Below are 23,750 nucleotides of genomic sequence, written 5' to 3'. Positions count from 1 at the left end.
ATTATTAATTCCATTAAAATAGTAAAGAAGAATGATTCTTTTGTATAAATAATTTAAGCATTATTCAATTTTCTGTAAAAATCAAGAGACTTCAAAATGTTTTCCTCACTGCATTGGTGGTCATAGGTACACGAACCGATTCCTGAAAGTAATGAAAAATTAATTTTGCGGTCTGTATTCTTTTTATCGTTCAGCAAAAGAGCAGTAATACTTTCATCCGCAAAATCACTGATGTCAAGATAAGGGTAGTATCTCTGAATGTTTTCCACAATATCCGCGGCATCCTGTTGGGTAATAAGATCTTCAAGATAAGCCAGATGGGCTTCACAGATCATTCCCATGGCAACAGCTTCACCGTGAAGAATAGGGTTTCCTTGGCTAAGGCAGAGACTTTCTACGGAATGTCCGATTGTATGTCCGAAATTTAAGGTCTTCCTAATGTTTCTTTCATGAAAATCTTTTTCCACGACGTCCTGCTTGATATCCATTGAAGTCTGGATATGGGGAACTACAGCTTCTACATCAAGTTTGTGGATCTGAATAAGACTTTCCCAATGCGCTTTGTCAGCAATAAGGCCATGCTTCAGCATTTCTGCAAAACCACTCCGCAATTCTTTAAACGGAAGTGTTTCCAGAAACTTAGGATAAATGAAAATCTGTTCCGGAAAGGCAAAAGTTCCTACCATATTTTTATAATGCATAAGGTCTATCCCTGTTTTTCCTCCGATAGAGGCATCACACATTGATAAAAGGGTAGTAGGAATATTAATGAACTGGACTCCTCTTTTATAGGTAGAGGCTACAAAACCACCCATATCCGTAATTACACCGCCACCAAGGTTAATGACAAGCGCTTTCCTGTCTGCCTGCATTTCGGTAAGAATCTCCCATAGCTGGTTGGCGGTCTGGATATTTTTCATTTCTTCACCAGCCTCAATCTCAAGAATTTCGAAGTTTAAGTCTGTTTCCATATTGCCTAATAGAACCGGAAGACAATATTCATGGGTATTTTCATCAACTAAAATAAAGATCTTACTGAAAGATTTTTCGTGAAGGAAACTATTTAATTGAGAAAAATCATCGTTTAATATTGTTATCATTATTGGAGTTTCTTTAAAATTAAAATAAAACTATTCTGCAAAGTTATGATTCTTAATTTTTAACTCGTAACTAAATTACTATCTTTGCAGAAATTTTTAGAATGAGCAGAGATAACAATAATTCAGAAAGACCAAAAAGACCAAGAACTTCAACAAGAAACAATTCTGATGATTCTCGTGCTTCTAGATCTGGAAATTCTTCAGGATCAAAACCTTTTAAGAAGCCTTTTCCAAAAGCTGGTGAAAGAAATACTGACTATAAAGGAAGCAATTCGAAGTTTGAGCCGAAACCTTTTAAGAAAAGCGGAGATAACCCTACGAACAGAGATGAGGACTCCGGGGCAAAAACTGAGAGCAGAGCTTATATTACCAATTCAAGTGAAGGACGTGAGAGAAAAACTTTTGGTAAGTCAGCACCCAAAAAAGGCGGAAAAAGTTTTGATACCAGAGACAAGTATGAAAGAGGCAGCCTGAAATACGGAAGAAGACCATCCGCTGGAGATGACAAAAATGATGATAAGGCAAGATCTTTTGTACAGAAAAGAAGGTTAAACAAAATTGAGAAAGATGTTCATAAGGACACCATCCGTCTGAACAAGTATATTGCCAATTCCGGGATCTGCAGCAGAAGAGAGGCTGATGAACTGATTACGCAAGGACTTGTGGAAGTAAACGGACAGGTGGTAACTGAAATGGGATATCAGGTTCAGAAGACTGATAAAGTAGTTTTCGACGGCCAGGGTATTACCCCGGAAAAACCGGTATATGTGCTTCTAAACAAGCCAAAGGGATACATATCCACAACTAAGGACGACAAAGCCAGAAAAACAGTAATGGATCTGGTTGCTAATGCATCACCATACCGTTTGTTTCCTGTAGGAAGACTGGATCGTTCTACAACCGGAGTTATTCTTTTGACAAATGACGGGCACATGACGAAAAAGCTGACACATCCTTCTTTTGATGCCAAAAAGATCTATCACGTAACCCTGGATAAGAAACTGACCCATGAAGATATGAAACTGATTGTGGAAGGGATCCGCCTTGATGAAGGGGTAGCCGTTGTAGATCAGATTTCTTTTATTGAAGGAAAACCGAAAAATGAGATAGGAATCGAAATTCATATTGGCTGGAACCGTGTGATCAGAAGAATTTTCCAAAGACTTGGATATGAAGTGGAAGCTTTGGACAGAGTGATGTTTGCAGGTCTTACGAAAAAGAACATCAAACGTGGCCATTGGAGAATCCTTACAGATCTGGAAGTTAATAATCTTAAAATGCTTTAATAAGTTTGAGTTATAAATTATGACTGACGAATCTGCTGATTCTGCTGATTCTGCATCATAATTGAATATTCGGCTTAAATCATTTAAGGAAATTATACGTATTAAAAAGGCGCAGAAATTTTATTTCTGCGCCTTTTTCTTATCGGTATATTTTATAATTGAAAACAGTTTATGGCTTTCAAAATTATATGTAAATCCTATCCGAGAACTGTAACTCCTTTTTGGATCATCTCATAAATAGCATCTCTGCCATTATCAGGCTTTACATTAACGGCTTTCGTTCCATTGAAATGAAGGCATGTGATATATCCGTTTGCAAGCGCATCTGTACACGTAAATTTCACACAATAATCCATTGCAAGACCAACAATTTCAAGCAACTGAATTTCATGATACTTTAAAAAATCATCCAGCCCTGTTTTCATAAAGTGATTGTTGTCCTGAAATCCACTGTAGCTGTCAATTTCTGAATTTTTTCCTTTTTGGATAATGTGGGTTACTTTATCTCTGTTCAGATCTTTGTGGAATTCTGCCCCGAAAGTACCCTGGATACAATGATCCGGCCACATGAACTGTGGTACGCCGTTCAGGATAATGCTTTCGCCAACTTTTCTGTTGTTGTTGCTGGCAAAGCTTTTATGATCGGCAGGATGCCAGTCCTGTGTAAGAACGATCTGGTCATATTCATTTTCTTCCATCAGAAGATTAATATAGGGGATGACCTCATTGGCTTCAGGAACTGCTAATGCGCCGCCTTCACAGAAATCATTCTGTACATCTACGATTATTAACGCTTTTTTCATATTTAGATTTCTCGAATTTTGGATAAAATTACTCAAAAAACTCTCCAAAACTGAATTATCGGACAAATCGGCAATATAATTTTAAAAAACAGATAGGAGCAAGGTCTGAGAAAACTAAAATTAACCTGAGTTCGGGATAAGGCATTTCTGTTTTTAACATGGTAAGGAAGCCTGAAGCTGGAAGAGGGAAGTTATTGAGGTCGTAAAAAATAACTATACCTCGGTTTTTTACTAATTTTTTTAAGAATAATAATTCAATTTTAACTATAGTCCAATAGTAACTTCAAGCACCCCTCTTCCTGCTTCCAGCACTTCAATCTTAATTTCTTCTCCCGAACTCAGGTTAAAATTATTAAACTTTTGCTTATAGGAGATACAATTTCGGGCTATCTGTCAAATATCAATAGCTTATCTTTGCACCAAATAAGTATTTTATGTCATTTGAGTCGTTAGGATTATCACACAATATTATTCGTTCTGTCAACAAATTAGGTTACCTGAAGCCATTTCCGATTCAGGAGAAGGCTGTTCCTGTAATTCTGCAGGGAAAAGATCTGATGGGAATTGCACAGACGGGTTCCGGAAAAACGGCTTGTTTTGTGATGCCTATTTTAGAGAAATTACAGAATTCAGAAGTTAAAAAAGACCGTAATGTTCAGGTTTTAATATTGGTTCCTACACGCGAGCTCGCCATTCAGATTGATGAAGTTTTCAGGGCTTTTACCGAAAATCTGAAACGTGAGGTACGTACTATGGCTGTTTATGGTGGTGTTTCTATCAATCCGCAGATGAAAGGAATGTTTGGAGTGGAAGTTCTTATTGCAACGCCCGGCCGTTTATTGGATTTACTTGATCATAACGCATTAAGTATTTCAGGAATCCAGCATTTAGTGATTGATGAGGCAGATAAAATGTTTCAGCTAGGCTTTGGTGAAGAAATGGATAAGCTTTTCGCACTGATGCCTGTAGTGAAACAAACGACCCTGTTTTCAGCAACTTTAAATGATAAGGTTTCTGAAATGAAGGAACGCTTATCCATTAATCCTGTAATTATTGAAATTAAAAAAGAAGAAGTAGAAATTGATAATATCGAGCAGCTGGCCTATCATGTTTCTCCGGAAAATAAAGGTCCTTTTTTACGCTATCTAATTAAAGAGAAGAAGGTTGAAAAAGCGCTGATATTTGTTTCCTCTACAAGATCTGCAGATAATTTAGTGGAAAAGCTTAAAAAGAATAAAATTAAAGCCGTAGCCATTCACAGTCAGAAATCACAGGGTGCCCGTAGAAATAATTTAGAAGAATTTAAAGTAAATGGAGCTCAGATTTTAGTTGCTACAGACCTTATTGGCCGTGGTATCCATATCGAATCTTTACCTTGTGTGATCAATTATGAATTGCCGCGATCGCCTTTAGATTACATTCACAGGATTGGCAGAACGGGACGTGCAGGCGAAAAAGGAACTGCCATTAATATTCTGACGGATGACGAACTGCAGCATTTCAGGGTGATCCAAAAAAAGATGGGCAGGAAAGTGACTTTACAGAGAACGGAGGGAATTGATCTGCATGGTTATTAGCAGATGAATTTAATTATATAGCTTCAATTTAGAATTGAGGCTTTTTTATTTTCTCACTCAGTATAATTTTTTGAAATTTTATTTTTTATTGTCTTTCTGCTTTTCTTGTAGTAATTTTATCACAACAGAAAACTTGATTAAACATACCACCAAGAAAATTAAAAATGAACGATTTAGAGCAAAAGAAATTTCCCATCGGTCAGTTTCAGCAGTCTGAAAATATCTGTGACACGAAGCTGGATGAGCATATTAAAGTCATCAAGAATTTCCCGGCAAGACTGAAAGATCTGATTGAGAATTTCACGGATGAGCAATTAGATACCCCTTACAGAGAAGGAGGATGGACGGTCCGCCAGCTTGTTAACCATATTGCAGACAGCCATATCAATAGTTTTATACGTTTTAAGCTGGCCCTTACAGAAGATAATCCTGTGATCAAACCTTATGATGAAGCCAAATGGGCAGAACTTCAGGATAGTGCCAATATGCCTGTAAAGCCTGCGATGAGAATGATTAAAGGAACGCATCAGAGATGGACGGTTCTGCTTAATACTCTTACCAATAAACAGTTCGAAAGAACTTTCCGACATCCTGAACAGAATAAAGATTATGACTTAAGACATTATCTTGCTTTCTATGTATGGCACTGTAATCATCATTTTGCCCACATTGAAAATCTGAAGAGAGAAAAAGGGTGGTAAAGAAAAGTCTGCATAATCCTGTTCATTTTGAAGAAATTGCCTACAGAATTTCTCTTCTTACTAAAAATACTCCACAAAGATGGGGGAAAATGAACGTTTCCCAAATGCTGAGACACTGTGATTTTGTTCTTCAGATAGCTCTGAGAAAAGTTGAACTTCCGGAACTTAATTTCTTTCTTGCTGCAATAGGAATAGTAACCAAAATAGAAATGCAGATCTTTAATAACGGAATTCCCCGAAACATGCCTACTTTTCAAAAACTAATCGTTAATTTTGAATGTGATTTTGATGAATCAAAAACCAATCTGCTGAATACACTGAAGGACTTCCGGACAACATCTGAAAATAAAGATCTTCCGGACTACCACAGATTATTCGGGAAAATGACTGAAAAAGACTGGGGATTTTTAGAATACAAACATCTTGATCATCATTTAAAACAATTTAATGTATGAGTTTTTTTGATAAAATATTCGGAGGAAAAGAAAACAACCCTGAGCATCAATCCTTCTGGAAAAAAATAGAATCTGAGGAAGACCTGGCCAAAGCCATTGAAGCATCCCATCACCATAAAATTGCTATTTTCAAACATTCAACACGCTGCTTCATCAGCAAAACAGTATTGAAAAACTTTGAAAAAGAAATAGATAGTTTGGATAATAAGCTGGATTTATATTTCTTAGATTTGCTGGAATACAGATCCATTTCCAATAAAATTTCCGAAGACTTTGGAATCAGGCATGAGAGTCCTCAGCTGATCATAATTGAAGATGGAAAAGTCATTAACAGTGCATCGCATGAAGATATATCCGCAAGCCAGATTTCATAATGAAGAATATTAACACATATTTAGCCAAAGTATTAAATGTTCCTTTAGAAAAAGTGAACATGTGCAGCTTACACTATGAAGTGAAGAAAATACCTAAGAATCAGTTTCTTTTACAGTATGGTGAAATCTGCAGGCATATATTCTTTGTAGAAAAAGGGTTGTTGAAAATGTATTCCATTGACAAGAACGGAAAAGAGCACATTATACAGTTTGCCCCTGAGAGTTGGCTGATTTCTGACCGAAGCAGCCTTTATTTCAACGAAAAATCAATTTACTATATAGAAGCGGTGGAAGATACAGAGGTTCTGTTTCTGCACCCCGATTTTTTCAATAATCTCGTAGAGCAATTTCCTAACAGTATCGAAAGAAGTGATTTTCTTTTACAGAAGCACATCAGAAGCCTCCAGAACAGGATCAATTCTTTATTGGGCGAAACAGCAGAAGAAAGATACATGAAATTCATTAAAATGTACCCCGACCTTCTTTTGAGAGTTCCCCAATGGATGATCGCATCTTACCTTGGAATTACGCCTGAAAGCCTGAGCAGAGTAAGAAAAGAGCTGGCACGGAAAAATTTTGTTCCTGACAGATAAATCAGATCCTTTTTGCGAGCGTTCCAACCTGCTGAAGACATAGCCTGGTTTCTTCTGTCCACGGAAGACCAATACACAGACGCATGCAGTTTTCAAACTGATCCTGCAGGGTAAACATCCTGCCCGGAGCAATACTGATGTTCTGTTTAATGGCCAGATCATAGAGTTCAGTGGTACGGATATTTTTATCAAACTCCACCCACAGGGAAAGACCACCTTGCGGGCGGCTTGTTTTTGTGCCTTCAGGGAAATAGTCTGCGATAGTCTGCACATAATTCTGATAATTGTTCTGAAGAGCTTTACGCATTTGATGGAGGTGCTTTTCATACCTTCCGGACTTGAGGAAATTGGCTACCGCTTCATTAACAATAGAAATAGATGACGTAGAATGGAGCAGCTTGAGCTTCATTATTTTATCCTTATATCTTCCGGGTGCAATCCATCCTACGCGATACCCCGGAGCCAGGGTTTTTGAAATTGAGCTGCAGTACAGCACATTTCCGTCTCTGTCAAACGACTTACAGCATTTCGGACGGCTCGCTCCAAAATAAAGATCACCGTATACATCGTCTTCTATCAGAGGAATTCCGTTTTCAGAAAGAATTCTCACAATCTCTTTTTTATTTTCATCCGGCATACAGCTTCCCAGCGGTGAATTGAAATTGGGAATTAATAAACACAGATCTATCTGTGGAATCACTTTTCTCAGGGCTTCTATTTCAATACCTGTTGTCGGGTGGGTAGGAAGTTCTAGTACATTTAAACCCAATCCGTGTGCCAGCTGTAAAATACCCGGATAACAAGGGCTTTCAATGGCTATTGTATCGCCAGGTTTGCCTAAGGCCATCAGGCAGAAAGATAAGGCATTCATCCCACCGTTTGTGGTAACCAAATCATTTTCGCTGAGATTTCCGCCCCATTGAAGTGAACGCACTGCGATCATTCTCCGCAACTTTAAATTTCCCTGAAGTTCCTCATATTCCGTTCCGCCATCTTTTAATTCACGGGTTGCATTAATGATCTCCTTCTTTAATTTGGCCTGTGGCAGAAGGTCTCCCGAAGGAATTCCGATAGAAAAAAATGTCAGCCCTTTTTTACCCATATTTTCGTAAACCTTGCTGATCAGTTCATCCGGTTCATCATTATTGGCAATCAGAGAAGGCCGGCTTACTTCGGGAAGAGGAAGCTTCACAGACATTAGTCTGCTTACAAAATAACCTGATTGAGGCTTGGACTCAATTAAAGACTGTGACTCAAGCTCAAGGAAAACACGTTTTGCCGTATTCATACTTACCTGATGTTCCTGGCACATCATTCTTACTGAAGGTAACCTGTCTCCGGCCTTCAGGACGCCATTTCTGATCTGGGAAGCAATTCCCTCAGCAATTTCTGTATAGATAAATTCTTTGCTCATTTTTCACAACTGTACTCATGCAAATATACAAAACTGAGACTGTGTTTATTCATTTCAGTGCTTTAATTTTGAATTATCAAAAAAATATAGAAAATGATGACAGATAAAATTTCTAAAGATGAAAATATAAGCGGGTTGATTAACGGCTTTATAGGTGTGTTGCTATTCAGTGGATCTATGCCTGCTACCAAATTGGCCGTAATGGAAATGAGCCCGATTTTTGTTACCATAGCCCGTGCTGCTATTGCAGGAATTCTGGCGCTTTCCGTTCTGATGATTTATAAAGAAAAACGGCCTGAAAAGAATCAGATATTTCCCCTTTTGCTGGTTTCTATCGGTTGTGTAGTTGGCTTTCCACTTCTTTCCGCATTGGCACTTCAATACCTTACTTCGGCACATTCCATTGTATTCTTAGGAATGCTTCCTTTGGCAACTGCTGTATTCGGAGTTTTTCGTGGAGGGGAAAGACCACATCCTATATTTTGGTTTTTTTCTGTTATCGGAAGCCTTTTGGTAATAGGATATGCTGTTTCGCAGGGAATATCCGCCTCACCTGTTGGCGACATCCTAATGCTTCTTGCGGTTATCCTTTGCGGTATGGGATATGCCGAGGGGGCAAAACTTTCAAAAACATTAGGAGGATGGCAGGTAATTTCCTGGGCTCTGGTATTAGCTTTGCCGGTGATGATTCCTCTATTTTTCATTTATTTTCCAGATCATATCGAGACCGTAAGTTTCCAGGGATGGTTTGGGATGGCTTATATTTCCCTTTTCAGTATGTTCATTGGATTTATATTCTGGTACAAAGGTCTGGCGCAAGGTGGTATTGCTACGGTAGGACAGCTACAGCTTTTGCAGCCTTTTTTCGGATTGGCACTTGCTGCTTATTTTCTTCATGAGCAGGTGAGCATAGGTATGGTGGGAGTAACCATTGGGGTTATTTTATGTGTTGCAGGAACCAAAAAGTTTGCGAAATAATCAAAATAAAGCATTATGATCCAAGTCATAAAAGGACATTTAGTAATGAATTATCTTTGGAACACATTACAAAATATATCTATTATGAAATTTACCATCGCATTAATGCTATTAGGCTTGACTGTATTGAGCTGCAAAAAGGAAACAAAAGTAGACACTTCTACCACAACAACAGACAGTGTAATTATTGATAGGGCACCGGCAGACACCGCTGTAGTTACTACTCCTGTGCCTTCCGATACTTTACATACTGCAAATCCTGCAGCTACCAAAAAAACAGATACAGCTAAGGTTATCAAAAAATAATTTTTATCATTCATAGATTTTAAAGCCCGTTTTATTTAAAGCGGGTTTTAATGTCTTTTACAGCAGCTGTCGGGATTACAGCTTATATTGAAAACTTATATTTATTAATATGATGATTTAATCTCTAAGAATTCAATAATATATTTTGTTTTTGCTAATTTATTTAACTTATTTTAACAGTTTACAAATTAATAAGGTTCAATATTTGTATTTGGTTTGATTGAATCTGATTTCATAAATTTTTTACTAAAACCATTAGGATAGCAGATAGAGAGCAGAAAATAAATTTTCAAATATTTTAATCTGAAAAATTTATTTTAAACGTGGTTTCAATAATAAATTTCACTATTTTTTATTGAAAATAAAATAAAAAAACTATGAAGACAATAAGCTGCATGAATATAGCCGAAGAAGTGCTATACTCATATGGAGGAGAAACCAAACAATACAAAAAAGGTGAGATTATATACAGAGAGGGAGACCATTCTCTTTATTACTTACAGATTACAGAGGGAAAAGTGAAGCTGAACAATTATGATGAAGAAGGAAAAGAATTCATACACAACATTCTCGGAAAAAATCAGAGCTTTGGGGATTCAATGCTCTTTTTGGATAAGTTTTATCCTATGAATGCCATTTGTATCAGTCCTTTGGAAATTATAAGAGTCCCGAAAGATCAGTTTCTCCAATTAATAAAGACAGATCCAAAGCTTTCTTTGGAAATGAATGCATGTCTTTCCCATAGGCTTTATTTTAAAGCAATTATGATGCAGAATATGGCCTCTCTGAATCCTACTTCAAGGCTCACTGGGCTTCTTAATTATCTTAAAAGCTATCATGATGACAGCTGTGGAAGCTGCTTTCATGTACAGCTTACAAGACAGCAGATCGCCAATCTGGTAGGTTTACGCGTAGAAACAGTGATCAGAGCTTTAAAAAAAATGGAAAAAGAGGGAAGCATTACCATAGAAAACAGGAAAATTATTTATTAATGCAGGGCTTAATATGACTGAGGTCATAAAAAAGTGAATTATTCAGGCGTACATTTGAAATATAAGTTTCAATACAATTCTTAAACCAGGTAAGGGCAGTTTAAAGCTTCAGGCTTTTCAGATGATTAAAAATTCCGGTCATTGCTCTACAGCATGAAGCAGCAGATTGCCATATGCCATTCATATTGATTTTATAAAACTCAGTAACAATACTGAAAATAGCAGCAGTTCAGAGAAATTGATGTTGAAACTTCTCCCGAAAGTATATAACCACAATTACTCAAATATGGATTGTCATAAAATAGTAAAAACATTAAAGCATAAGGATTTCATTAAAGTTTCTAACAGAGGAAATTGGTTTGAAGATGGTGCAGCTATCTATGCCAAAGAAATAAAGAATAATATTTTTTTATTATTTGTGATCCTGAAAGACATAGAGATTGAGAATATACAGGCTCTGATTGCACATTTCGACTGTTTCGGCAGTATAGGGCTGAAAGAACCGGAGCAGATCATGTTCTATCTTTCAATCAAAGACAAGGAGGACCTTCATTATTTTGAGAAATATTTAAAAATTTCCGATAACTAATAACCGCTACGAATATGATATTTGAAAACGACACTTTAATACATTCCGGATTATATGATAAAAACAATATGATAGAGAATGAATCTCTTTTCCCTAGTGCTATCAATTCTTACGGAGTTACCGCTTTTCTGATCAAATCATTAGAAAAGATAAAAAATAATGCAAAATGTGACATTCTGAAAAATGTAATTGACACTTATATTAAAGAATATATTCTGAATATCAGCGAGTATCATGGTAAAACTACGTTACCTCCGGAAAACTTGAATACAGAAATAAATATTGAAAATTCACACTTTACGCTCTATGCCAAAACAGCATACTATAAAGTATTAAAAGAAGAAGAATACCTCAATAAACTGCTAAGCACTTTGGAAAAAGACAGGGCAGAAAAAGAATGATCCATAAAAGATTTTAGTTTGATTTTAACCTTCACACCACATTAAAAGATAAATTGATATGAAAAAGGATACCCAAAACAACAAGAAGTTAGACCAATTGGAAGCACACAGCACTTCTAATGAAAACGAAAAACTAACAACCAACCAGGGGCTGAAAATCAACAATAATCAGGATTCGTTAAAATCCGGAGACAGAGGTCCTACCTTGCTGGAAGACTTCATTCTTAGAGAAAAAATAACCCATTTCGATCACGAAAGAATCCCGGAAAGAATTGTTCATGCAAGAGGCTCCGGAGCACATGGTGTTTTTAAACTCAAAAAAAGCCTTAGCGCCTATACTAAAGCGAAATTTTTATCAGAAGTAGGGAAAAAAACTCCTGTTTTTGTAAGATTTTCAACTGTAGCCGGAAGTAAAGGAAGTACTGATCTGGCGAGAGATGTAAGAGGTTTTGCCATCAAATTTTATACAGAAGAAGGAAATTATGACCTTGTCGCGAATAATATGCCAGTCTTTTTCATTCAGGATGCCATTAAATTTCCTGACCTGGTTCATGCTGTAAAACCAGAACCGGATAATGAGATTCCGCAGGCTGCTTCTGCACATGATACATTTTGGGACTTTATTTCGCTGATGCCGGAAAGCATGCACATGATTATGTGGCTCATGAGCGACAGAGCCATCCCGAGAAGTTTGAGAATGATGGAAGGCTTTGGAGTTCATTCCTTCAAGTTTATTAATGACGAAGGAAAAGCTCATTTCGTTAAATTCCATTTTAAACCTAAACTGGGAATACACTCTGTAGCCTGGGACGAAGCTCAGAGAATCTCCGGAGTAGATCCTGATTTCCATAAAAGAGATTTATGGGAAGCCATTGAAAACGGAGCCTATCCGGAATGGGATTTTGGTGTTCAGCTGATCCCGGAAGAGAACGAACATCAATTTGATTTCGACCTTCTGGATCCTACAAAACTGGTTCCCGAAGAAGAAGTTCCCGTAGAGATCGTCGGAACTTTAACCCTCAATAAAAATCCTGACAATTTCTTTGCAGAAACAGAGCAGGTAGCATTCCATCCAGGACATTTAGTTCCCGGAATAGATTTCAGTAATGATCCTTTGCTTCAGGGAAGGTTATTTTCATACACCGATACCCAGTTATCGAGATTAGGATCACCTAATTTTCATGAAATACCGATCAACAGATCTATCAATACAGTTCATAACAACCAGCGTGACGGGCATATGAGACAGCAGATTGCCAAAGGAAAAGTAAGTTATGAACCCAATTCCATCGGAGGCGGATGTCCTTTCCAGGCCATGATGTCAGAAGGCGGATTTACTTCCCATCAGGAAAGAGTTTCGGGTGAAAAGGTCAGAAGAAGAAGTCAGAGCTTTGTAGACCATTACTCACAGGCAAAATTATTCTATAACAGCCAGTCGGCTCCTGAACAGACCCATCTTCAGAACGCCCTTGTTTTTGAACTCTCGAAGGTAACAATACCCGAGATCAGGGAAAGAATGGTTGGTCAGCTGGCCTTTATCGACAATACCCTCGCTAGAAAAGTTGCAGAAAAATTAGGAGTTGCAGTCAAAAAATTAAAGCAGCCTAACCAAAGCATTCCTGCAGATGCTGATCCAGCTGAACTTCAAAGTAAAGAAAGAGAACCTAAAACCAAAGTATCTGAAGCATTGAGCATGAAAAATACCGTTAAGGATACTATTAAAAGCAGAAAAATAGGCTTTATTGCAGCCAATGGTGCAAATGGCTCTGTTCTTAATACTTTAAAAACAAAACTCGAAAAAGAAGGAGCCAAAGTAGAGCTTATAGCACCAAGCTTAGCACCTATCAAAACTACAGATGGATCATTAGTTCCGAAACATTCCCTTACAAGTATTGCCAGCGTATGTTTTGATGCTTTGTATATCAGCGCTGGAGAAAAATCAGCACAGGAGCTCATGGGGCCGGAAAACAAGCACCTTTCCCTGCGTTTCATTAATGAAGCTTATAAACACTGCAAGGCCATTTATTTCGGGGCGGGTACAGAAATCCTTTATGACAACAGCAATATTGCCATGAAACAGCATGAAGATCCTGCTATAGTTATTGGGAAAGATGACGGTTCCGATAAGCAGTTTATTAAAGCCGTTGCTGCACACAGAGTTTGGGAACTAGAGCAGGAAAGAAACAGATAGATCATCACACACCTTCACACCACTAAATATTTAAAATTATGGAATTTCAAAAAAGTCTTTTAGAATATATAAGCCAGTCCCTCATGACTGCGGATGAAACAATTTCAATTGCAGAAAGCGTTACATCAGGATGTCTGCAGCTGGCTTTTTCACAGATGCCGAATGCCTCCCTGTTTTATAAAGGAGGCATGACAGCCTATACGCTCCCTCAGAAAGTAAAACTGCTGAATGTAGACAGGCAGGAAGCAGAAGAATGCGACTGTGTATCAGAAAATATTGCACGAACTATGGCTCTTAATGTAGCCAAGGTATTTGAATCCGACTGGTCAATTGCAACCACAGGATACTGTACGCCCATCAGAAACTCATCTTATAAGATATTTGCTTACTTTGCTTTTTCTTATAAAGGGGAGATCATTCTTACCAAAAAGCTGGAGCTGCATCCTAAAACCCAGGCTCTGAATGCACAGTTATATTATACAGAATTTATTTTAGGATGCTTTAAAAGTGAAATTAACCAACTTCTAATTTTAAAGTAATTTCAGATGGGGGAATTAAAAGATAAATCCGTTCTTATTACAGGTGCAGACAGTGGAATAGGTAAGGCAACAGCGTTACTTTTTGCTAAGGAAGGAGCCAATATTGCCATCATTTACTATAAGGACGATAATGATGCCCAAAAAACAAAAGAACAGATTGAACAGCTGGGCAGAAAATGCATCATTTTTAGTGGGGATATCAATGATTACGATTTTTGTGAAGATACCACAAAGAAAGTAGTTTCCGAATTTGGAGGCATTGATATCCTCATCAATAATGCAGGCGTACAGTTTCCGGCAGAAAACATAGAAGATCTTGAAGAAAAAAATATCAGGAAAACTTTTGATTCCAATATTATAGGAATGATCCTGCTGACAAAAGTTGTTTTTCCTTACCTGAAAGAAGGTAGCAGTGTCATTAATACGACTTCTGCAGCGGCTTATCAGGGGCATCCCGAGCTTCTGGACTATGCCGCAACCAAAGGTGCTATTGTATCTTTTACACGTTCTCTGGCACTTCAGGCCAAACCAAACGGAATCCGCATTAATGCAGTTGCACCAGGCCCGGTTGCAACACCACTTACTCAAAAAACCTTTGGAGAGGAAAAAGAAGACCCTAACAAACCTCCTTTCGAAAGAAATGCTACTCCGGAAGAAGTTGCAGCCAGCTTTTTATTCCTTGCAGGCAGTGGTTCCGCCCAGATCACGGGACAGGTTATTCACCCGAACGGAGGTCTGATTGTCAACGGATAAAATTCTGCAGCAATATCCAGCTTTGGGATTATAATTTTGATCTTAAATCTTTAACCTGCTGATTATGTCTAAAAAAAGTTTCTTTTACCGTAACAGTTTAAGTATTGTTTTGCTTTCATTAATGCTTTTGAGCCTTGTAGGACAGTTTTTCATGGGCTGGAAAACACTGAATAAGGACCTTGCAGAAGAAGGCAGCTCAATGCTCAGCCTGGGAGCCTATGTCCGGAGCGGACATTTTATACAGGCTACCTTCGAAAACTGGGAAAGTGAATTTCTTCAGATGATGCTGTATGTTGTACTTACGGTCTCGCTAAGGCAGAAAGGTTCCAGTGAATCGAAATCCCTGGAAGAAAAAGAAGATGTAGACAGGGAACCAAAAGTCCATGCCAATGCTCCGTGGCCGGTAAAAAAAGGCGGACTATGGCTGAGTATTTATAAGCATTCCTTATCCTTAGCTTTTGCTATTTTATTTATTCTCAGCTTCGCAATGCATTTCTATGGAAGCATGAAGGAATTCAATGAAGAACAGGTCATAAAAAAAGAACCCACCGTTACTGCAGTACAGTATATATCAGGGTCCAGGTTCTGGTTTGAGTCTTTTCAGAACTGGCAGAGTGAATTTCTGGCTGTTGCCTCTTTAGTCATTCTTTCTATATGGCTCCGTGAAAAAGGATCACCGGAATCCAAACCGGTAGATATGGCTCATGATGAAACTCCTTAACTTAGTTTTTTTACTTTGGGTTTGGCTTTCATGATAGAATAATAAGAAGATGTAAAGGCAGACAGGCTTTGGTAACCCACTTTATAAGCAATCTGGCTTAAAGTATACTGCCCCGTATCAATCAGTTCTATGCTTTTTAATATTCTGACGAGCTGCAGGTATTTCTGAAGGGTAATTCCTGTTTCATTCTTAAAAATCCTCTGTAAACTCCTTACAGACATCTGTGCTTTTTCTGCCAGTTCATCAGTGTTCAGGCTGTATTTAAAATTTGAATTAATAGAGGTACAGACCGGAATAAGACGGACATCCGACGGAACCGGGATCTCAAGATAGCTGTTTTCTCTGCAGAAATTGGGAAGACTTTTTAGAATGGCTTTAAAAAACAAATCCTGTTCCTCATCTTCTTCAATCAGCTGATTCCATTTTGAGGCATATAAAAGCATTTCCTTCAAAACAGCAGGAACAGCAAAGACGCAAACATTTTGATAGAAATCATCATCAAAAACCGTTTTAAACAGAAAAACCATTAAATTGACCGTTTTTGCTTCTGAAGTTATCCTGTGTGCTTTTCCTGAAGGAATCCAGATCACATGATGCTGAGGCACAAGATAGATCTTCTGGTCTATATGGAAATACTGATATCCTTCTTCCACAAACGTAAGCTGGGAACGCTGGTGAGCATGCTCGTGATCATCATGTTTCCAGCCTTTTTCACACCAGACATAAGCTTCTTTTTCAATGGTGTCTACAAATCGGCTGTCGGTCTGTTCTGTTAAACCGCATTTTACGATGTCGTTCTGCATAGAATTTTTGGCAAATTTAATAAAAACGACAATACTAATTTTGTATTGTAATTATTATTCCATCAAAAAATGAAAAAACTAAGTACGGTTTTTGTATTAATTCTATTATTAAAAATCACCACAGTCATGGCACAAGACAGTAAAGCTAAAGTATTGGTTCTTATTCATTCGGACAACGGCGGAACCTATGAACTGGCCAAAGAAATAGCATCCGGTATTGAAAGCAGTAAAAATGCATTTGCAGTTATCAAGCAGGTTAAAGAATCTTCCAATCCTAAACTGAAGAACATTCCTGTAGCGTCAGTAGATGAACTGCCTTCCTATGATGGAATTGCTTTCGGAGCCCCGGTTTACTTTGGGAATATCAGTACCGGAATGAGTGAATTTTTATCCAAAACTGTTCAATTATGGACCAGTCATGCACTGGAAGGGATGCCTGCAACAGTTTTTATGTCTGCCGGAAGCGGGGCAGGAAAAGAACTTGCGCTTCAGGCTTTCTGGAATAGTCTTGCTGTTCACGGAATGGTTCTGGTTTCCAACGGAATCAGAGGAACAGATAATATCAACAAAGCTATTCCACAGGGAAATACGGTTTTAGGAATAACAAGCATGGCATCACTGAAAGATGTTGAAAGACCTACAAAAGATGAGCGTGAACTGGCAGAGCTGCAGGGAAGGAATTTTGCCAAAACAGCTTTAGCCCTTAAAGGAACATTCTCTAAAAAACTGGCAGCAGTAACAATTCCAGAAAAATCCCAGGATATCAATGATGTTTTGAAGCAGAAAAATATCATTCTTCCGCAGGTTCCGCAGCCTGCCGGTAATTACAAGCCGTTTGTACGCGCTGGCAATCTTGTATTCATCAATCAGGTTGCTTTGAAAGAAGGTAAAATCTTAAATCCCGGCAAATTGGGCGTTGACGTTACCGAACAGCAGGTAAAAGAGGCTGCAAAAGCTACCATGCTCAATGTTATAGCTGTTTTGAAAGAAGCCGTAGGCGGCGATCTCAATAAGGTGAAACAATGTGTACAGCTGACAGGAATTTTCAATACAAAAGATGATTATACAAAACATGCGGACCTGATGAATGTAGCTTCGGATCTTACCGTAGAGATTTTTGGAGAAAAAGGAAAACATGCCAGGGCCACTTTGGGAGCTTCCTCTATTCCCGTGAATTCTTCTGTGGAGATACAGGCTGTTTTTGAGGTAGAATAAATTGCTTCTATCATTAAAAAAACTACTGGCAGCCGGAATAGCTGCCAGAGTTTTTAGCACTGGATATTAATATGCCTTAGTACAGTAAAATACTGAAACCAAGGCCGTTTTTGTTCTTTTAAATAACGGCATTGCCTTCTACACCGTCGGAATTATTTGTTTTAATTCCGGTAATAGCAGCGGTTACAAAACTGAACAGACTGACAAGTTTCCCGGCTTTTGTATCCCAATAATAAGTTTCTTTAGGCTCTACGCGGATAATGGTAACGTCCGGATCATCTTTCCCGTCAAACCATGCCTTGGCCATTGGCGACCATTTTTCTTCAATCGTAGCTTTGTCTTTATAAACGGATGCTTCACCATACACAGAAAGGTATTGGGAATCGCTGTTGTTCATAAAGAACAGCTGTACTCTCCGGTCTTCCTTTATTTCAAAGTTTTTATTGCTTGAAGCACTGCTGATAAACCATAGATTTCCGCTATCATCCGTTTCCTGCAGGGTCATGGGACGGGAATTCACCGGTATGGCTTCAAGTTCGGTACAGAACATGCATGTTCTTGCCTTTTCCGACAGTTCTTTGATCTTTTTAATAGCTTCCAGGTGGGTTAAATTCTGTGTTGACATAATATTATAATTTTAGTGATTGGTATTGAATTAAATTGATTTTCTCAGGAACCGGAATCAATAATATTTATTTCATTAAATATTCAAATACCTGACCAAACACCACTTTTTTGTGGTAGTAACAGTTAAAAAAATTCTTTAAAAACATAAATCAAAGATGTTTTATTCTATGTAGCTTTGCATTATGCAGATCAAGCCATCCAAGCATTTATCATCATATATCCGGCATTATATCTTTTTAGAAAATGCAGGAAATGAGTGTAAACGGCTAAGGTTATTTACAGATGGGAGTACCGGGCTGATTATATCCGGCAGCCGGAATTTTTATGCAGCTGGTTCAAATGATCAGGTTCCTTCTTCATTTTTTTACGGACAGCCTGCAGGATATAAAGATTTTACAGCAGCAGGTTCATTTTCCATGATTGCAGTCGTTTTTCAGCCATATTTTTTTAATGTTCTTCTTAATCTTTCTGCAAAAGAGGTGAAAAACCAAATCATTTCAGCTGAAGATGTTTTAAAAAATGAATTGTTGTCTTTTCAGGAAGACCTTCTGTCCGGAACAGATCCCAGGTTTATCATTATTAAGCTTAATCATTTTTTTAGCAGATTCATGTCCGGAAAAATGAATTCCGATGATGAGCTGATCAGGGTTGTACAACAGTTTATGCTTAAAAACAAAGGTTCGGTATCTTCAAAAGAGCTGGAGCTGTTCACAGGGTATTCTGAGCGACATCTTGAAAGGAAATTCGAAAATTATATGGGCATTACCCCGAAGAAATACGGAAATATCATTCGGCTTCATCATTTCATCAATCTTTTGAAGGAAAATGCAGGAAGTGAAAGTACGGCCTGTCTTTCTTATGATTCAGGCTACAGCGACCAGTCCCATCTGATTAAAGACTTTAAAAGCAATACAGGACTTACTCCCAATCAATATTTAAAAACAGAGAAGCTGGCAGTCAATTTTATCCAGTTACGCTGAAATGTCGGTTTTTTACAATCTCCTGATTATCCTGAATGATAGCTTTGCAGAAAAAAGATGGACAATCTCAAAATTACTACTGCACAATTTGAAAATAAAAGCGGTGACAAAGCATATAATCTTTCAGTAATAGAAAAGCTATCGGCTGAAGCAGCGGCTAAGGGCTCACAGGTCATTGCCTTTCACGAATGTTCGGTTACCGGATACACTTTTGCCAAAAACCTTTCCAAAGAACAGCTTCTGGATATTGCAGAATTTATACCTGCAGGCGAAAGCATAACAAAATTACAGCAGATCGCTGCAGAGCATAACATCACAATATTGGCAGGGCTCTTCGAAAAAGATGAAAATGATCATATCTTCAAAGCTTATGTTTGCGTTGATAGAACAGGACTGAAGGCCAAATACAGAAAGCTTCATCCTTTTATTAATCCCCATCTGACTCCAGGAAACCAATACTGCGTTTTTGACATTCACGGGTGGAAATGTGGCATTCTTATCTGCTACGACAATAATATCATTGAAAATGTAAGAGCAACAAAACTTTTGGGAGCAGACCTTATTTTCATGCCGCATGTTACCATGTGTACACCTTCTACCAGGCCGGGAGCAGGCTTCGTAGATCCGGAATTATGGAAGAAGAGGGAATCTGATCCTACCTCGCTCCGCCTTGAGTTTGATGGAATGAAAGGAAGAGACTGGCTGATGAAATGGCTTCCCGCAAGAGCTTATGACAATGGAATTTATGTGGTTTTCTCAAATCCCGTTGGGATGGATGATGATCAGCTTAAAAATGGCTGTTCCATGATCATTGATCCTTTTGGGGATATTATTGCGGAATGCCGTTCGTTCGATGACAGTTCTGAAACCGTTACCATTTTCCCGGAAAAGCTACATCAGGCCGGCGGAAGCAGATATATCAAGGCAAGAAGACCGGAGCTGTACAGGGATATCATTGGAATGACCCATCATCCGGAGCAGAAAGTGGTGTGGATGAAGGATAATGCTATTTAATCTGACTTAAGGGGCTGGAAGTTGGAAGATGGAAGATATTTTGTCAAAGGCACTCCTCGAAATTACCTCAGGATAGTCTATTCAATAAAAAATTTAATGAAATAGAATCATAGCTGTTTTTAATCTCAATAACTTCCATCTTCCAGCTCCCAACTCCTTACTTTATCAATCCCTGAAGATCACTCCAGGCACCGCCGTTATGCACATGCCTAAAACCTCTTTCCTTTAAGATCTTTTCAGCCTTTACACTCCGTAAGCCATGGGAACAGACCGTGATATAAGTTTTATCCCGGTTAATTTCCGTATACCTTTCCCTGATAGTTCCCAAAGAAATATTAACAGAACCTTCAATATGACCCGTTTTAAATTCTTTCTCTGTCCTCACGTCCAGAATAATGGCTCCTTTTTGGATTAATGTATCAAGGCCTTTTATCTAATGTCTGGTATCTGTACACCCTGTAAACGATATAGACCGTAAGAATAATCCCGCAAAAAATCAGCCCATTTTTCATAATTTGCTTAGGATTTTATAGTCAATATAAAAGGTTCCGAAAGGAATAAAGCACGCCAGAATTACTTTCCAGGTAGTCTCCCGGAATTTCCACTGCTGTTCTACACCAACGCTTAACGTATTAAACAGAAAAAGCAGGAACAGGCTTCCGTGAACTGGTCCCATTAGTTTCACAAAAGAAGGGTTTCCGAGCCAGTATTTCACAGGTACAGCAATGAATACGAGGATCAGCAGGGATATTCCTTCCAAAATGGCCAGAACTCTCAGGCGTCCGGTTTTTGTTTTTAATAAATGTATCATAATTATCTGAAATAAGGTCTGTTGGCAATAGGGGAGAACGGCCACGGAATGGCAATAAATATAACTACCAGTGCAATTGTGAACCAGATGAGCATGGTTTTAAATTTTTCTCTGTCCGTAGGTTTCCGTTTGGCCAAAGCGGAACCGACGGTGATCAGAACAATAGCCGTAATCATAACCAGGATGTGAATCATCCCGAAGAAAAGTAAGTCTAAGGATGCTTTGGCCTCACTGAAATTTTTCCAAAAGTATTTTACAATTGGACTTTTCGTATAGAGAATGATCCCGAAAATCAGTTGAACATGAGCAATTGTAGCTGTCCAGTGCCTGACCAGATCTTCTTTTTTTGTAAATGTTTTATGATAAAAATAGCCCTTAAAGGAAATCCATATGGCATAAATAAGACTTAATAAAACCACCCAACGGAATAAGGAATGCAGAAATGTAAGCGTCTGGTACATTTTGAATTTTTTATAATATTCCAAAGGTATACAAAAACATACTAATTAGTATGTTTTTTGGTGAAAAATTATTGAAAGAATTTAAAATAAGTCTTAAGTCCTTTTAAATAAATAAGATACACTGATTTTGAATTTTCCAGTTTTCCTAAATTTCTTACACCCCAATAGCCGGACATTACAAAAACAGCAATTTCTTTTGCATCGGTATCTGCTTTTACGGACCCATTTTTCTTACCTGTTTCAATACATTCTATGATTGCATTTTCCCAATGAGCAGAAAGTGTGTTCAATGCTTTTGTAAATTCTATATTCCATGGGGCCATTTCCTGTGTGAAATTAGATGCCGGGCAGCCGTATTCAACCTTTAAGAAATCGTTTTCCATTAAAATTCCGTACATCAGTTTGTAAATGCTTTCCAAAGGATGGTCACTGTTTTTCAGAGGTTCAATGAAAGTGCTTTTGAAATTACTGATCAGAAGTTCGTTAATAATAGCCAGTCCCATTTCATCTTTTGTTTTAAAATGGTAATAGAACGCCCCTTTTGTTACCTGGGTCGTTGCAATGATCTCATCAACGCTTGTGGTCTGATATCCTTTTACATAGATCAGTTCAAAGGCTTTCTGAAGAATATTCAATCGGGTGGCTTCTGATTTTTTCATTGGGATAAGCTGTCTTTACTGCAAAGGAACGGAAATTTTAAAAACCAAATCTATTATTATTCTGATAATGAACTAGAATTTAAATAATTTTTATAATACAATTATTCATCGGAAATTTGCATAGTCAATTCAACAAAATTACAACGCAATGAATAATCAGAAAGAAATACAGATGAATATCAATTCTGCTGTGAAGAGCAAAGGACTTCCGGCAGCATTATGGGCATTAACCATAAGTGCATTTGGAATAGGAACTACAGAATTTGTAATTGTAGGGCTTCTTCCTACAGTGGCCGGAGATCTGGGAATCAGCATTCCATCAGCCGGGCTTCTGGTAAGCCTGTATGCTATCGGGGTAGCTATAGGAGCTCCGATACTGACGGCACTGACAGGGAAAATACCGCGCAAAACACTTTTAATCTCAATCATGATCCTTTTTGTTATCGGAAACGGACTGGCATCTATCGCCCCGGGATTTATTACTCTGGTCATGGCCAGAATCTTAACCGGGTTTGCACATGGCGTTTACTTTTCCATTGGCTCTACTATTGCAGCATCGCTGGTTCCGGAAGAAAAAAGAGCAACGGCTATTTCAATTATGTTTGCAGGACTTACCCTGGCTATTGTAACGGGAGTTCCCCTAGGGACTTTTATAGGGCAGCATTTCGGCTGGAGGGCTACTTTTATCGGTGTTTCTCTCCTTGGAATCATAGGGTTGCTGGCAAGCATGCTTTTGGTTCCCAAAAACCTTAAAAGTGATCAGACGGCTTCTTTAAAAAGCCTTCCCAAAGTATTCGGAAACAGACGTATGATCTTTGCATTTTTAATGACAGCAATGGGGTATGGAGGAACATTTGTTGTTTTCACGTATTTATCACCCATTCTACAGCAGATCACAGGATTCCAGGAGTCTACGGTTACTTTTATCCTGCTTATTTATGGAATTGCCATTGCTCTGGGAAATCTTTTAGGCGGAAAAACAGCGAATAAAAATCCTTTAAAAGCACTTCTGTGGATGTTTGCAGCTCAGGGACTGGTATTATTTGCCTTTTATTTCACAGCTGGTGATCAGGTTTTAAGCATTATTACCTTATTTCTTCTGGGAGGCTTGTCTTTTGCCAGTGTGCCGGGACTTCAGCTTTTAGTAGTACAGATTGCAGAAAAAGAACTTCCGGGAACTGAAGATGTAGCATCAGGGATCAATATTGCCGCGTTCAATATAGGAATAGCGATAGGGTCATATACCGGAGGAATTGTTGTAACATCTTCATTAGGCCTGGCGAGTACACCATGGATCGGAGCTTTATTCCTGTTGGCTACTGTACTGATTACCCTATACAGCATCCGTTTAAATAAAAATTAAAAATAGTTTTCACCTTTGGTATATTTTTAAAGACTGTCTTTTAA

At 38.2% G+C, this 23,750-nt stretch carries 28 protein-coding genes; 19 read left to right on the top strand and 9 right to left on the bottom strand.

Going from position 1 to position 23,750, the window contains the following annotated elements; translation table 11 throughout:
- Window positions 1-53: 53 nt before the first annotated feature.
- On the bottom strand, window positions 54-1,100 hold the full coding sequence (gene aroB, locus V6R96_RS13745; RefSeq protein ID WP_336379442.1) for a 3-dehydroquinate synthase: 1,047 nt from the start codon (window positions 1,098-1,100) through the stop codon (window positions 54-56).
- A 101-nt stretch (window positions 1,101-1,201) separates the two neighbouring features.
- On the opposite strand from aroB, the gene V6R96_RS13740 reads away from it, so the two are divergent.
- Window positions 1,202-2,386, top strand: coding sequence for a pseudouridine synthase (locus V6R96_RS13740; protein WP_228452530.1), 1,185 nt, complete (start codon window positions 1,202-1,204; stop codon window positions 2,384-2,386).
- Between the two features lie 197 nt (window positions 2,387-2,583).
- On the opposite strand, the gene pncA is transcribed toward V6R96_RS13740, so the two are convergent.
- The gene (gene pncA, locus V6R96_RS13735; RefSeq protein WP_111953334.1) at window positions 2,584-3,189 is read right to left on the bottom strand and encodes a bifunctional nicotinamidase/pyrazinamidase; all 606 of its coding nucleotides are present in this window, start codon (window positions 3,187-3,189) and stop codon (window positions 2,584-2,586) included.
- A gap of 434 nt (window positions 3,190-3,623) precedes the next feature.
- Here pncA and V6R96_RS13730 point away from each other — a divergent pair, with 434 nt between their 5' ends.
- From V6R96_RS13730 to V6R96_RS13710, 5 genes are all read left to right on the top strand, one after another.
- Window positions 3,624-4,766, top strand: coding sequence for a DEAD/DEAH box helicase (locus V6R96_RS13730; protein ID WP_336379443.1), 1,143 nt, complete (start codon window positions 3,624-3,626; stop codon window positions 4,764-4,766).
- 164 nt (window positions 4,767-4,930) lie between these two features.
- Window positions 4,931-5,467, top strand: a complete 537-nt coding sequence (locus V6R96_RS13725) for a YfiT family bacillithiol transferase (protein WP_223559516.1) — start codon at window positions 4,931-4,933, stop codon at window positions 5,465-5,467.
- Entirely contained in the window at window positions 5,461-5,922 is a 462-nt protein-coding gene (locus tag V6R96_RS13720; protein ID WP_336379444.1) for a DUF1569 domain-containing protein, read from the top strand. Before V6R96_RS13725 ends, V6R96_RS13720 begins: the two co-directional genes overlap by 7 nt.
- Complete coding sequence (gene ytxJ / locus V6R96_RS13715; RefSeq protein ID WP_336379445.1) at window positions 5,919-6,296, top strand: bacillithiol system redox-active protein YtxJ; 378 nt, start codon at window positions 5,919-5,921, stop codon at window positions 6,294-6,296. The genes V6R96_RS13720 and ytxJ overlap by 4 nt, the downstream gene beginning before the upstream one ends.
- A complete protein-coding gene (locus V6R96_RS13710) occupies window positions 6,296-6,889 on the top strand; it encodes a Crp/Fnr family transcriptional regulator (RefSeq protein WP_111953342.1) in 594 nt (197 codons plus the stop codon). Before ytxJ ends, V6R96_RS13710 begins: the two co-directional genes overlap by 1 nt.
- Before the next feature lies 1 nt (window position 6,890).
- On the opposite strand, the gene V6R96_RS13705 is transcribed toward V6R96_RS13710, so the two are convergent.
- Window positions 6,891-8,303 carry a PLP-dependent aminotransferase family protein gene (locus tag V6R96_RS13705; protein WP_223559513.1) on the bottom strand — a complete coding sequence of 471 codons (1,413 nt, stop codon included), beginning with the start codon at window positions 8,301-8,303 and terminating at the stop codon, window positions 6,891-6,893.
- Window positions 8,304-8,396: 93 nt separating this feature from the next.
- Here V6R96_RS13705 and V6R96_RS13700 point away from each other — a divergent pair, with 93 nt between their 5' ends.
- The 9 genes from V6R96_RS13700 (at window position 8,397) to V6R96_RS13660 (ending at window position 15,773) form a co-directional block, all read left to right on the top strand.
- On the top strand, window positions 8,397-9,281 hold the full coding sequence (locus V6R96_RS13700) for a DMT family transporter (RefSeq protein ID WP_223559512.1): 885 nt from the start codon (window positions 8,397-8,399) through the stop codon (window positions 9,279-9,281).
- 84 nt (window positions 9,282-9,365) lie between these two features.
- Window positions 9,366-9,587 carry a hypothetical protein gene (locus V6R96_RS13695; RefSeq protein WP_111953348.1) on the top strand — a complete coding sequence of 74 codons (222 nt, stop codon included), beginning with the start codon at window positions 9,366-9,368 and terminating at the stop codon, window positions 9,585-9,587.
- 377 nt (window positions 9,588-9,964) lie between these two features.
- Entirely contained in the window at window positions 9,965-10,579 is a 615-nt protein-coding gene (locus V6R96_RS13690; RefSeq protein WP_223559511.1) for a Crp/Fnr family transcriptional regulator, read from the top strand.
- Window positions 10,580-10,865: 286 nt separating this feature from the next.
- A complete protein-coding gene (locus V6R96_RS13685) occupies window positions 10,866-11,168 on the top strand; it encodes a hypothetical protein (protein ID WP_146896905.1) in 303 nt (100 codons plus the stop codon).
- Between the two features lie 14 nt (window positions 11,169-11,182).
- Window positions 11,183-11,569 carry a hypothetical protein gene (locus V6R96_RS13680; RefSeq protein WP_111953352.1) on the top strand — a complete coding sequence of 129 codons (387 nt, stop codon included), beginning with the start codon at window positions 11,183-11,185 and terminating at the stop codon, window positions 11,567-11,569.
- A gap of 58 nt (window positions 11,570-11,627) precedes the next feature.
- Complete coding sequence (locus V6R96_RS13675) at window positions 11,628-13,760, top strand: catalase (RefSeq protein WP_336379446.1); 2,133 nt, start codon at window positions 11,628-11,630, stop codon at window positions 13,758-13,760.
- Window positions 13,761-13,798: 38 nt separating this feature from the next.
- A complete protein-coding gene (locus V6R96_RS13670; protein WP_336379447.1) occupies window positions 13,799-14,299 on the top strand; it encodes a nicotinamide-nucleotide amidohydrolase family protein in 501 nt (166 codons plus the stop codon).
- A 6-nt stretch (window positions 14,300-14,305) separates the two neighbouring features.
- Window positions 14,306-15,052, top strand: coding sequence for an SDR family oxidoreductase (locus V6R96_RS13665; protein WP_336379448.1), 747 nt, complete (start codon window positions 14,306-14,308; stop codon window positions 15,050-15,052).
- 64 nt (window positions 15,053-15,116) lie between these two features.
- Window positions 15,117-15,773 carry a DUF6766 family protein gene (locus V6R96_RS13660; RefSeq protein ID WP_111953360.1) on the top strand — a complete coding sequence of 219 codons (657 nt, stop codon included), beginning with the start codon at window positions 15,117-15,119 and terminating at the stop codon, window positions 15,771-15,773.
- Here V6R96_RS13660 and V6R96_RS13655 read toward each other — a convergent pair.
- A complete protein-coding gene (locus V6R96_RS13655; RefSeq protein WP_111953362.1) occupies window positions 15,770-16,576 on the bottom strand; it encodes an AraC family transcriptional regulator in 807 nt (268 codons plus the stop codon). The genes V6R96_RS13660 and V6R96_RS13655 overlap by 4 nt on opposite strands.
- A gap of 69 nt (window positions 16,577-16,645) precedes the next feature.
- Between V6R96_RS13655 and V6R96_RS13650 the strand changes: the two genes are divergently transcribed.
- On the top strand, window positions 16,646-17,791 hold the full coding sequence (locus V6R96_RS13650) for an Atu1372/SO_1960 family protein (protein ID WP_336379449.1): 1,146 nt from the start codon (window positions 16,646-16,648) through the stop codon (window positions 17,789-17,791).
- Window positions 17,792-17,909: 118 nt separating this feature from the next.
- Here the strand turns inward: V6R96_RS13650 and V6R96_RS13645 are convergent, their stop codons facing one another.
- Entirely contained in the window at window positions 17,910-18,416 is a 507-nt protein-coding gene (locus tag V6R96_RS13645) for a pyridoxamine 5'-phosphate oxidase family protein (RefSeq protein WP_336379450.1), read from the bottom strand.
- Between the two features lie 184 nt (window positions 18,417-18,600).
- On the opposite strand from V6R96_RS13645, the gene V6R96_RS13640 reads away from it, so the two are divergent.
- Together V6R96_RS13640 and V6R96_RS13635 are read left to right on the top strand one after the other, a co-directional pair.
- Window positions 18,601-19,398, top strand: a complete 798-nt coding sequence (locus V6R96_RS13640) for a helix-turn-helix domain-containing protein (RefSeq protein ID WP_336379451.1) — start codon at window positions 18,601-18,603, stop codon at window positions 19,396-19,398.
- Window positions 19,399-19,455: 57 nt separating this feature from the next.
- Window positions 19,456-20,412 carry a nitrilase family protein gene (locus V6R96_RS13635; protein ID WP_336379452.1) on the top strand — a complete coding sequence of 319 codons (957 nt, stop codon included), beginning with the start codon at window positions 19,456-19,458 and terminating at the stop codon, window positions 20,410-20,412.
- 157 nt (window positions 20,413-20,569) lie between these two features.
- Here the strand turns inward: V6R96_RS13635 and V6R96_RS13630 are convergent, their stop codons facing one another.
- The 4 genes from V6R96_RS13630 to V6R96_RS13615 all read right to left on the bottom strand — a co-directional run bounded on the left by V6R96_RS13630 (window position 20,570) and on the right by V6R96_RS13615 (window position 22,343).
- Entirely contained in the window at window positions 20,570-20,797 is a 228-nt protein-coding gene (locus tag V6R96_RS13630; RefSeq protein ID WP_336379453.1) for a rhodanese-like domain-containing protein, read from the bottom strand.
- 123 nt (window positions 20,798-20,920) lie between these two features.
- Window positions 20,921-21,223, bottom strand: coding sequence for a DUF3817 domain-containing protein (locus V6R96_RS13625; RefSeq protein ID WP_111953374.1), 303 nt, complete (start codon window positions 21,221-21,223; stop codon window positions 20,921-20,923).
- A 2-nt stretch (window positions 21,224-21,225) separates the two neighbouring features.
- The gene (locus V6R96_RS13620) at window positions 21,226-21,684 is read right to left on the bottom strand and encodes a hypothetical protein (protein ID WP_336379454.1); all 459 of its coding nucleotides are present in this window, start codon (window positions 21,682-21,684) and stop codon (window positions 21,226-21,228) included.
- Window positions 21,685-21,752: 68 nt separating this feature from the next.
- A complete protein-coding gene (locus tag V6R96_RS13615) occupies window positions 21,753-22,343 on the bottom strand; it encodes a TetR/AcrR family transcriptional regulator (RefSeq protein ID WP_336379455.1) in 591 nt (196 codons plus the stop codon).
- Window positions 22,344-22,515: 172 nt separating this feature from the next.
- On the opposite strand from V6R96_RS13615, the gene V6R96_RS13610 reads away from it, so the two are divergent.
- Complete coding sequence (locus V6R96_RS13610) at window positions 22,516-23,706, top strand: MFS transporter (protein ID WP_336379540.1); 1,191 nt, start codon at window positions 22,516-22,518, stop codon at window positions 23,704-23,706.
- Window positions 23,707-23,750 lie beyond the last annotated feature (44 nt).

Source organism: Chryseobacterium sp. CCNWLW53, from assembly GCF_037083525.1.
Lineage (GTDB): Bacteria > Bacteroidota > Bacteroidia > Flavobacteriales > Weeksellaceae > Chryseobacterium > Chryseobacterium lathyri.
Note: the sequence above shows the minus strand (reverse complement) of the source record. Positions and strands in the feature narration are given on the sequence as shown.

What these genes read in the sequence shown, in the direction of transcription:
- V6R96_RS13615 (WP_336379455.1), bottom strand. Translation starts at nt 22,343, where the DNA reads ATGAAAAAATCAGAAGCCACCCGATTGAATATTCTTCAGAAAGCCTTT.
- V6R96_RS13695 (WP_111953348.1), top strand. Translation starts at nt 9,366, where the DNA reads ATGAAATTTACCATCGCATTAATGCTATTAGGCTTGACTGTATTGAGC.
- pncA (WP_111953334.1), bottom strand. Translation starts at nt 3,189, where the DNA reads ATGAAAAAAGCGTTAATAATCGTAGATGTACAGAATGATTTCTGTGAA.
- V6R96_RS13730 (WP_336379443.1), top strand. Translation starts at nt 3,624, where the DNA reads ATGTCATTTGAGTCGTTAGGATTATCACACAATATTATTCGTTCTGTC.
- V6R96_RS13680 (WP_111953352.1), top strand. Translation starts at nt 11,183, where the DNA reads ATGATATTTGAAAACGACACTTTAATACATTCCGGATTATATGATAAA.
- V6R96_RS13645 (WP_336379450.1), bottom strand. Translation starts at nt 18,416, where the DNA reads ATGTCAACACAGAATTTAACCCACCTGGAAGCTATTAAAAAGATCAAA.
- V6R96_RS13690 (WP_223559511.1), top strand. Translation starts at nt 9,965, where the DNA reads ATGAAGACAATAAGCTGCATGAATATAGCCGAAGAAGTGCTATACTCA.
- V6R96_RS13650 (WP_336379449.1), top strand. Translation starts at nt 16,646, where the DNA reads ATGAAAAAACTAAGTACGGTTTTTGTATTAATTCTATTATTAAAAATC.
- V6R96_RS13640 (WP_336379451.1), top strand. Translation starts at nt 18,601, where the DNA reads ATGCAGATCAAGCCATCCAAGCATTTATCATCATATATCCGGCATTAT.
- V6R96_RS13665 (WP_336379448.1), top strand. Translation starts at nt 14,306, where the DNA reads ATGGGGGAATTAAAAGATAAATCCGTTCTTATTACAGGTGCAGACAGT.
- aroB (WP_336379442.1), bottom strand. Translation starts at nt 1,100, where the DNA reads ATGATAACAATATTAAACGATGATTTTTCTCAATTAAATAGTTTCCTT.
- V6R96_RS13725 (WP_223559516.1), top strand. Translation starts at nt 4,931, where the DNA reads ATGAACGATTTAGAGCAAAAGAAATTTCCCATCGGTCAGTTTCAGCAG.
- V6R96_RS13740 (WP_228452530.1), top strand. Translation starts at nt 1,202, where the DNA reads ATGAGCAGAGATAACAATAATTCAGAAAGACCAAAAAGACCAAGAACT.
- V6R96_RS13670 (WP_336379447.1), top strand. Translation starts at nt 13,799, where the DNA reads ATGGAATTTCAAAAAAGTCTTTTAGAATATATAAGCCAGTCCCTCATG.
- V6R96_RS13660 (WP_111953360.1), top strand. Translation starts at nt 15,117, where the DNA reads ATGTCTAAAAAAAGTTTCTTTTACCGTAACAGTTTAAGTATTGTTTTG.
- ytxJ (WP_336379445.1), top strand. Translation starts at nt 5,919, where the DNA reads ATGAGTTTTTTTGATAAAATATTCGGAGGAAAAGAAAACAACCCTGAG.
- V6R96_RS13675 (WP_336379446.1), top strand. Translation starts at nt 11,628, where the DNA reads ATGAAAAAGGATACCCAAAACAACAAGAAGTTAGACCAATTGGAAGCA.
- V6R96_RS13655 (WP_111953362.1), bottom strand. Translation starts at nt 16,576, where the DNA reads ATGCAGAACGACATCGTAAAATGCGGTTTAACAGAACAGACCGACAGC.
- V6R96_RS13610 (WP_336379540.1), top strand. Translation starts at nt 22,516, where the DNA reads ATGAATATCAATTCTGCTGTGAAGAGCAAAGGACTTCCGGCAGCATTA.
- V6R96_RS13710 (WP_111953342.1), top strand. Translation starts at nt 6,296, where the DNA reads ATGAAGAATATTAACACATATTTAGCCAAAGTATTAAATGTTCCTTTA.
- V6R96_RS13685 (WP_146896905.1), top strand. Translation starts at nt 10,866, where the DNA reads ATGGATTGTCATAAAATAGTAAAAACATTAAAGCATAAGGATTTCATT.
- V6R96_RS13620 (WP_336379454.1), bottom strand. Translation starts at nt 21,684, where the DNA reads ATGTACCAGACGCTTACATTTCTGCATTCCTTATTCCGTTGGGTGGTT.
- V6R96_RS13635 (WP_336379452.1), top strand. Translation starts at nt 19,456, where the DNA reads ATGGACAATCTCAAAATTACTACTGCACAATTTGAAAATAAAAGCGGT.
- V6R96_RS13705 (WP_223559513.1), bottom strand. Translation starts at nt 8,303, where the DNA reads ATGAGCAAAGAATTTATCTATACAGAAATTGCTGAGGGAATTGCTTCC.
- V6R96_RS13700 (WP_223559512.1), top strand. Translation starts at nt 8,397, where the DNA reads ATGATGACAGATAAAATTTCTAAAGATGAAAATATAAGCGGGTTGATT.
- V6R96_RS13625 (WP_111953374.1), bottom strand. Translation starts at nt 21,223, where the DNA reads ATGATACATTTATTAAAAACAAAAACCGGACGCCTGAGAGTTCTGGCC.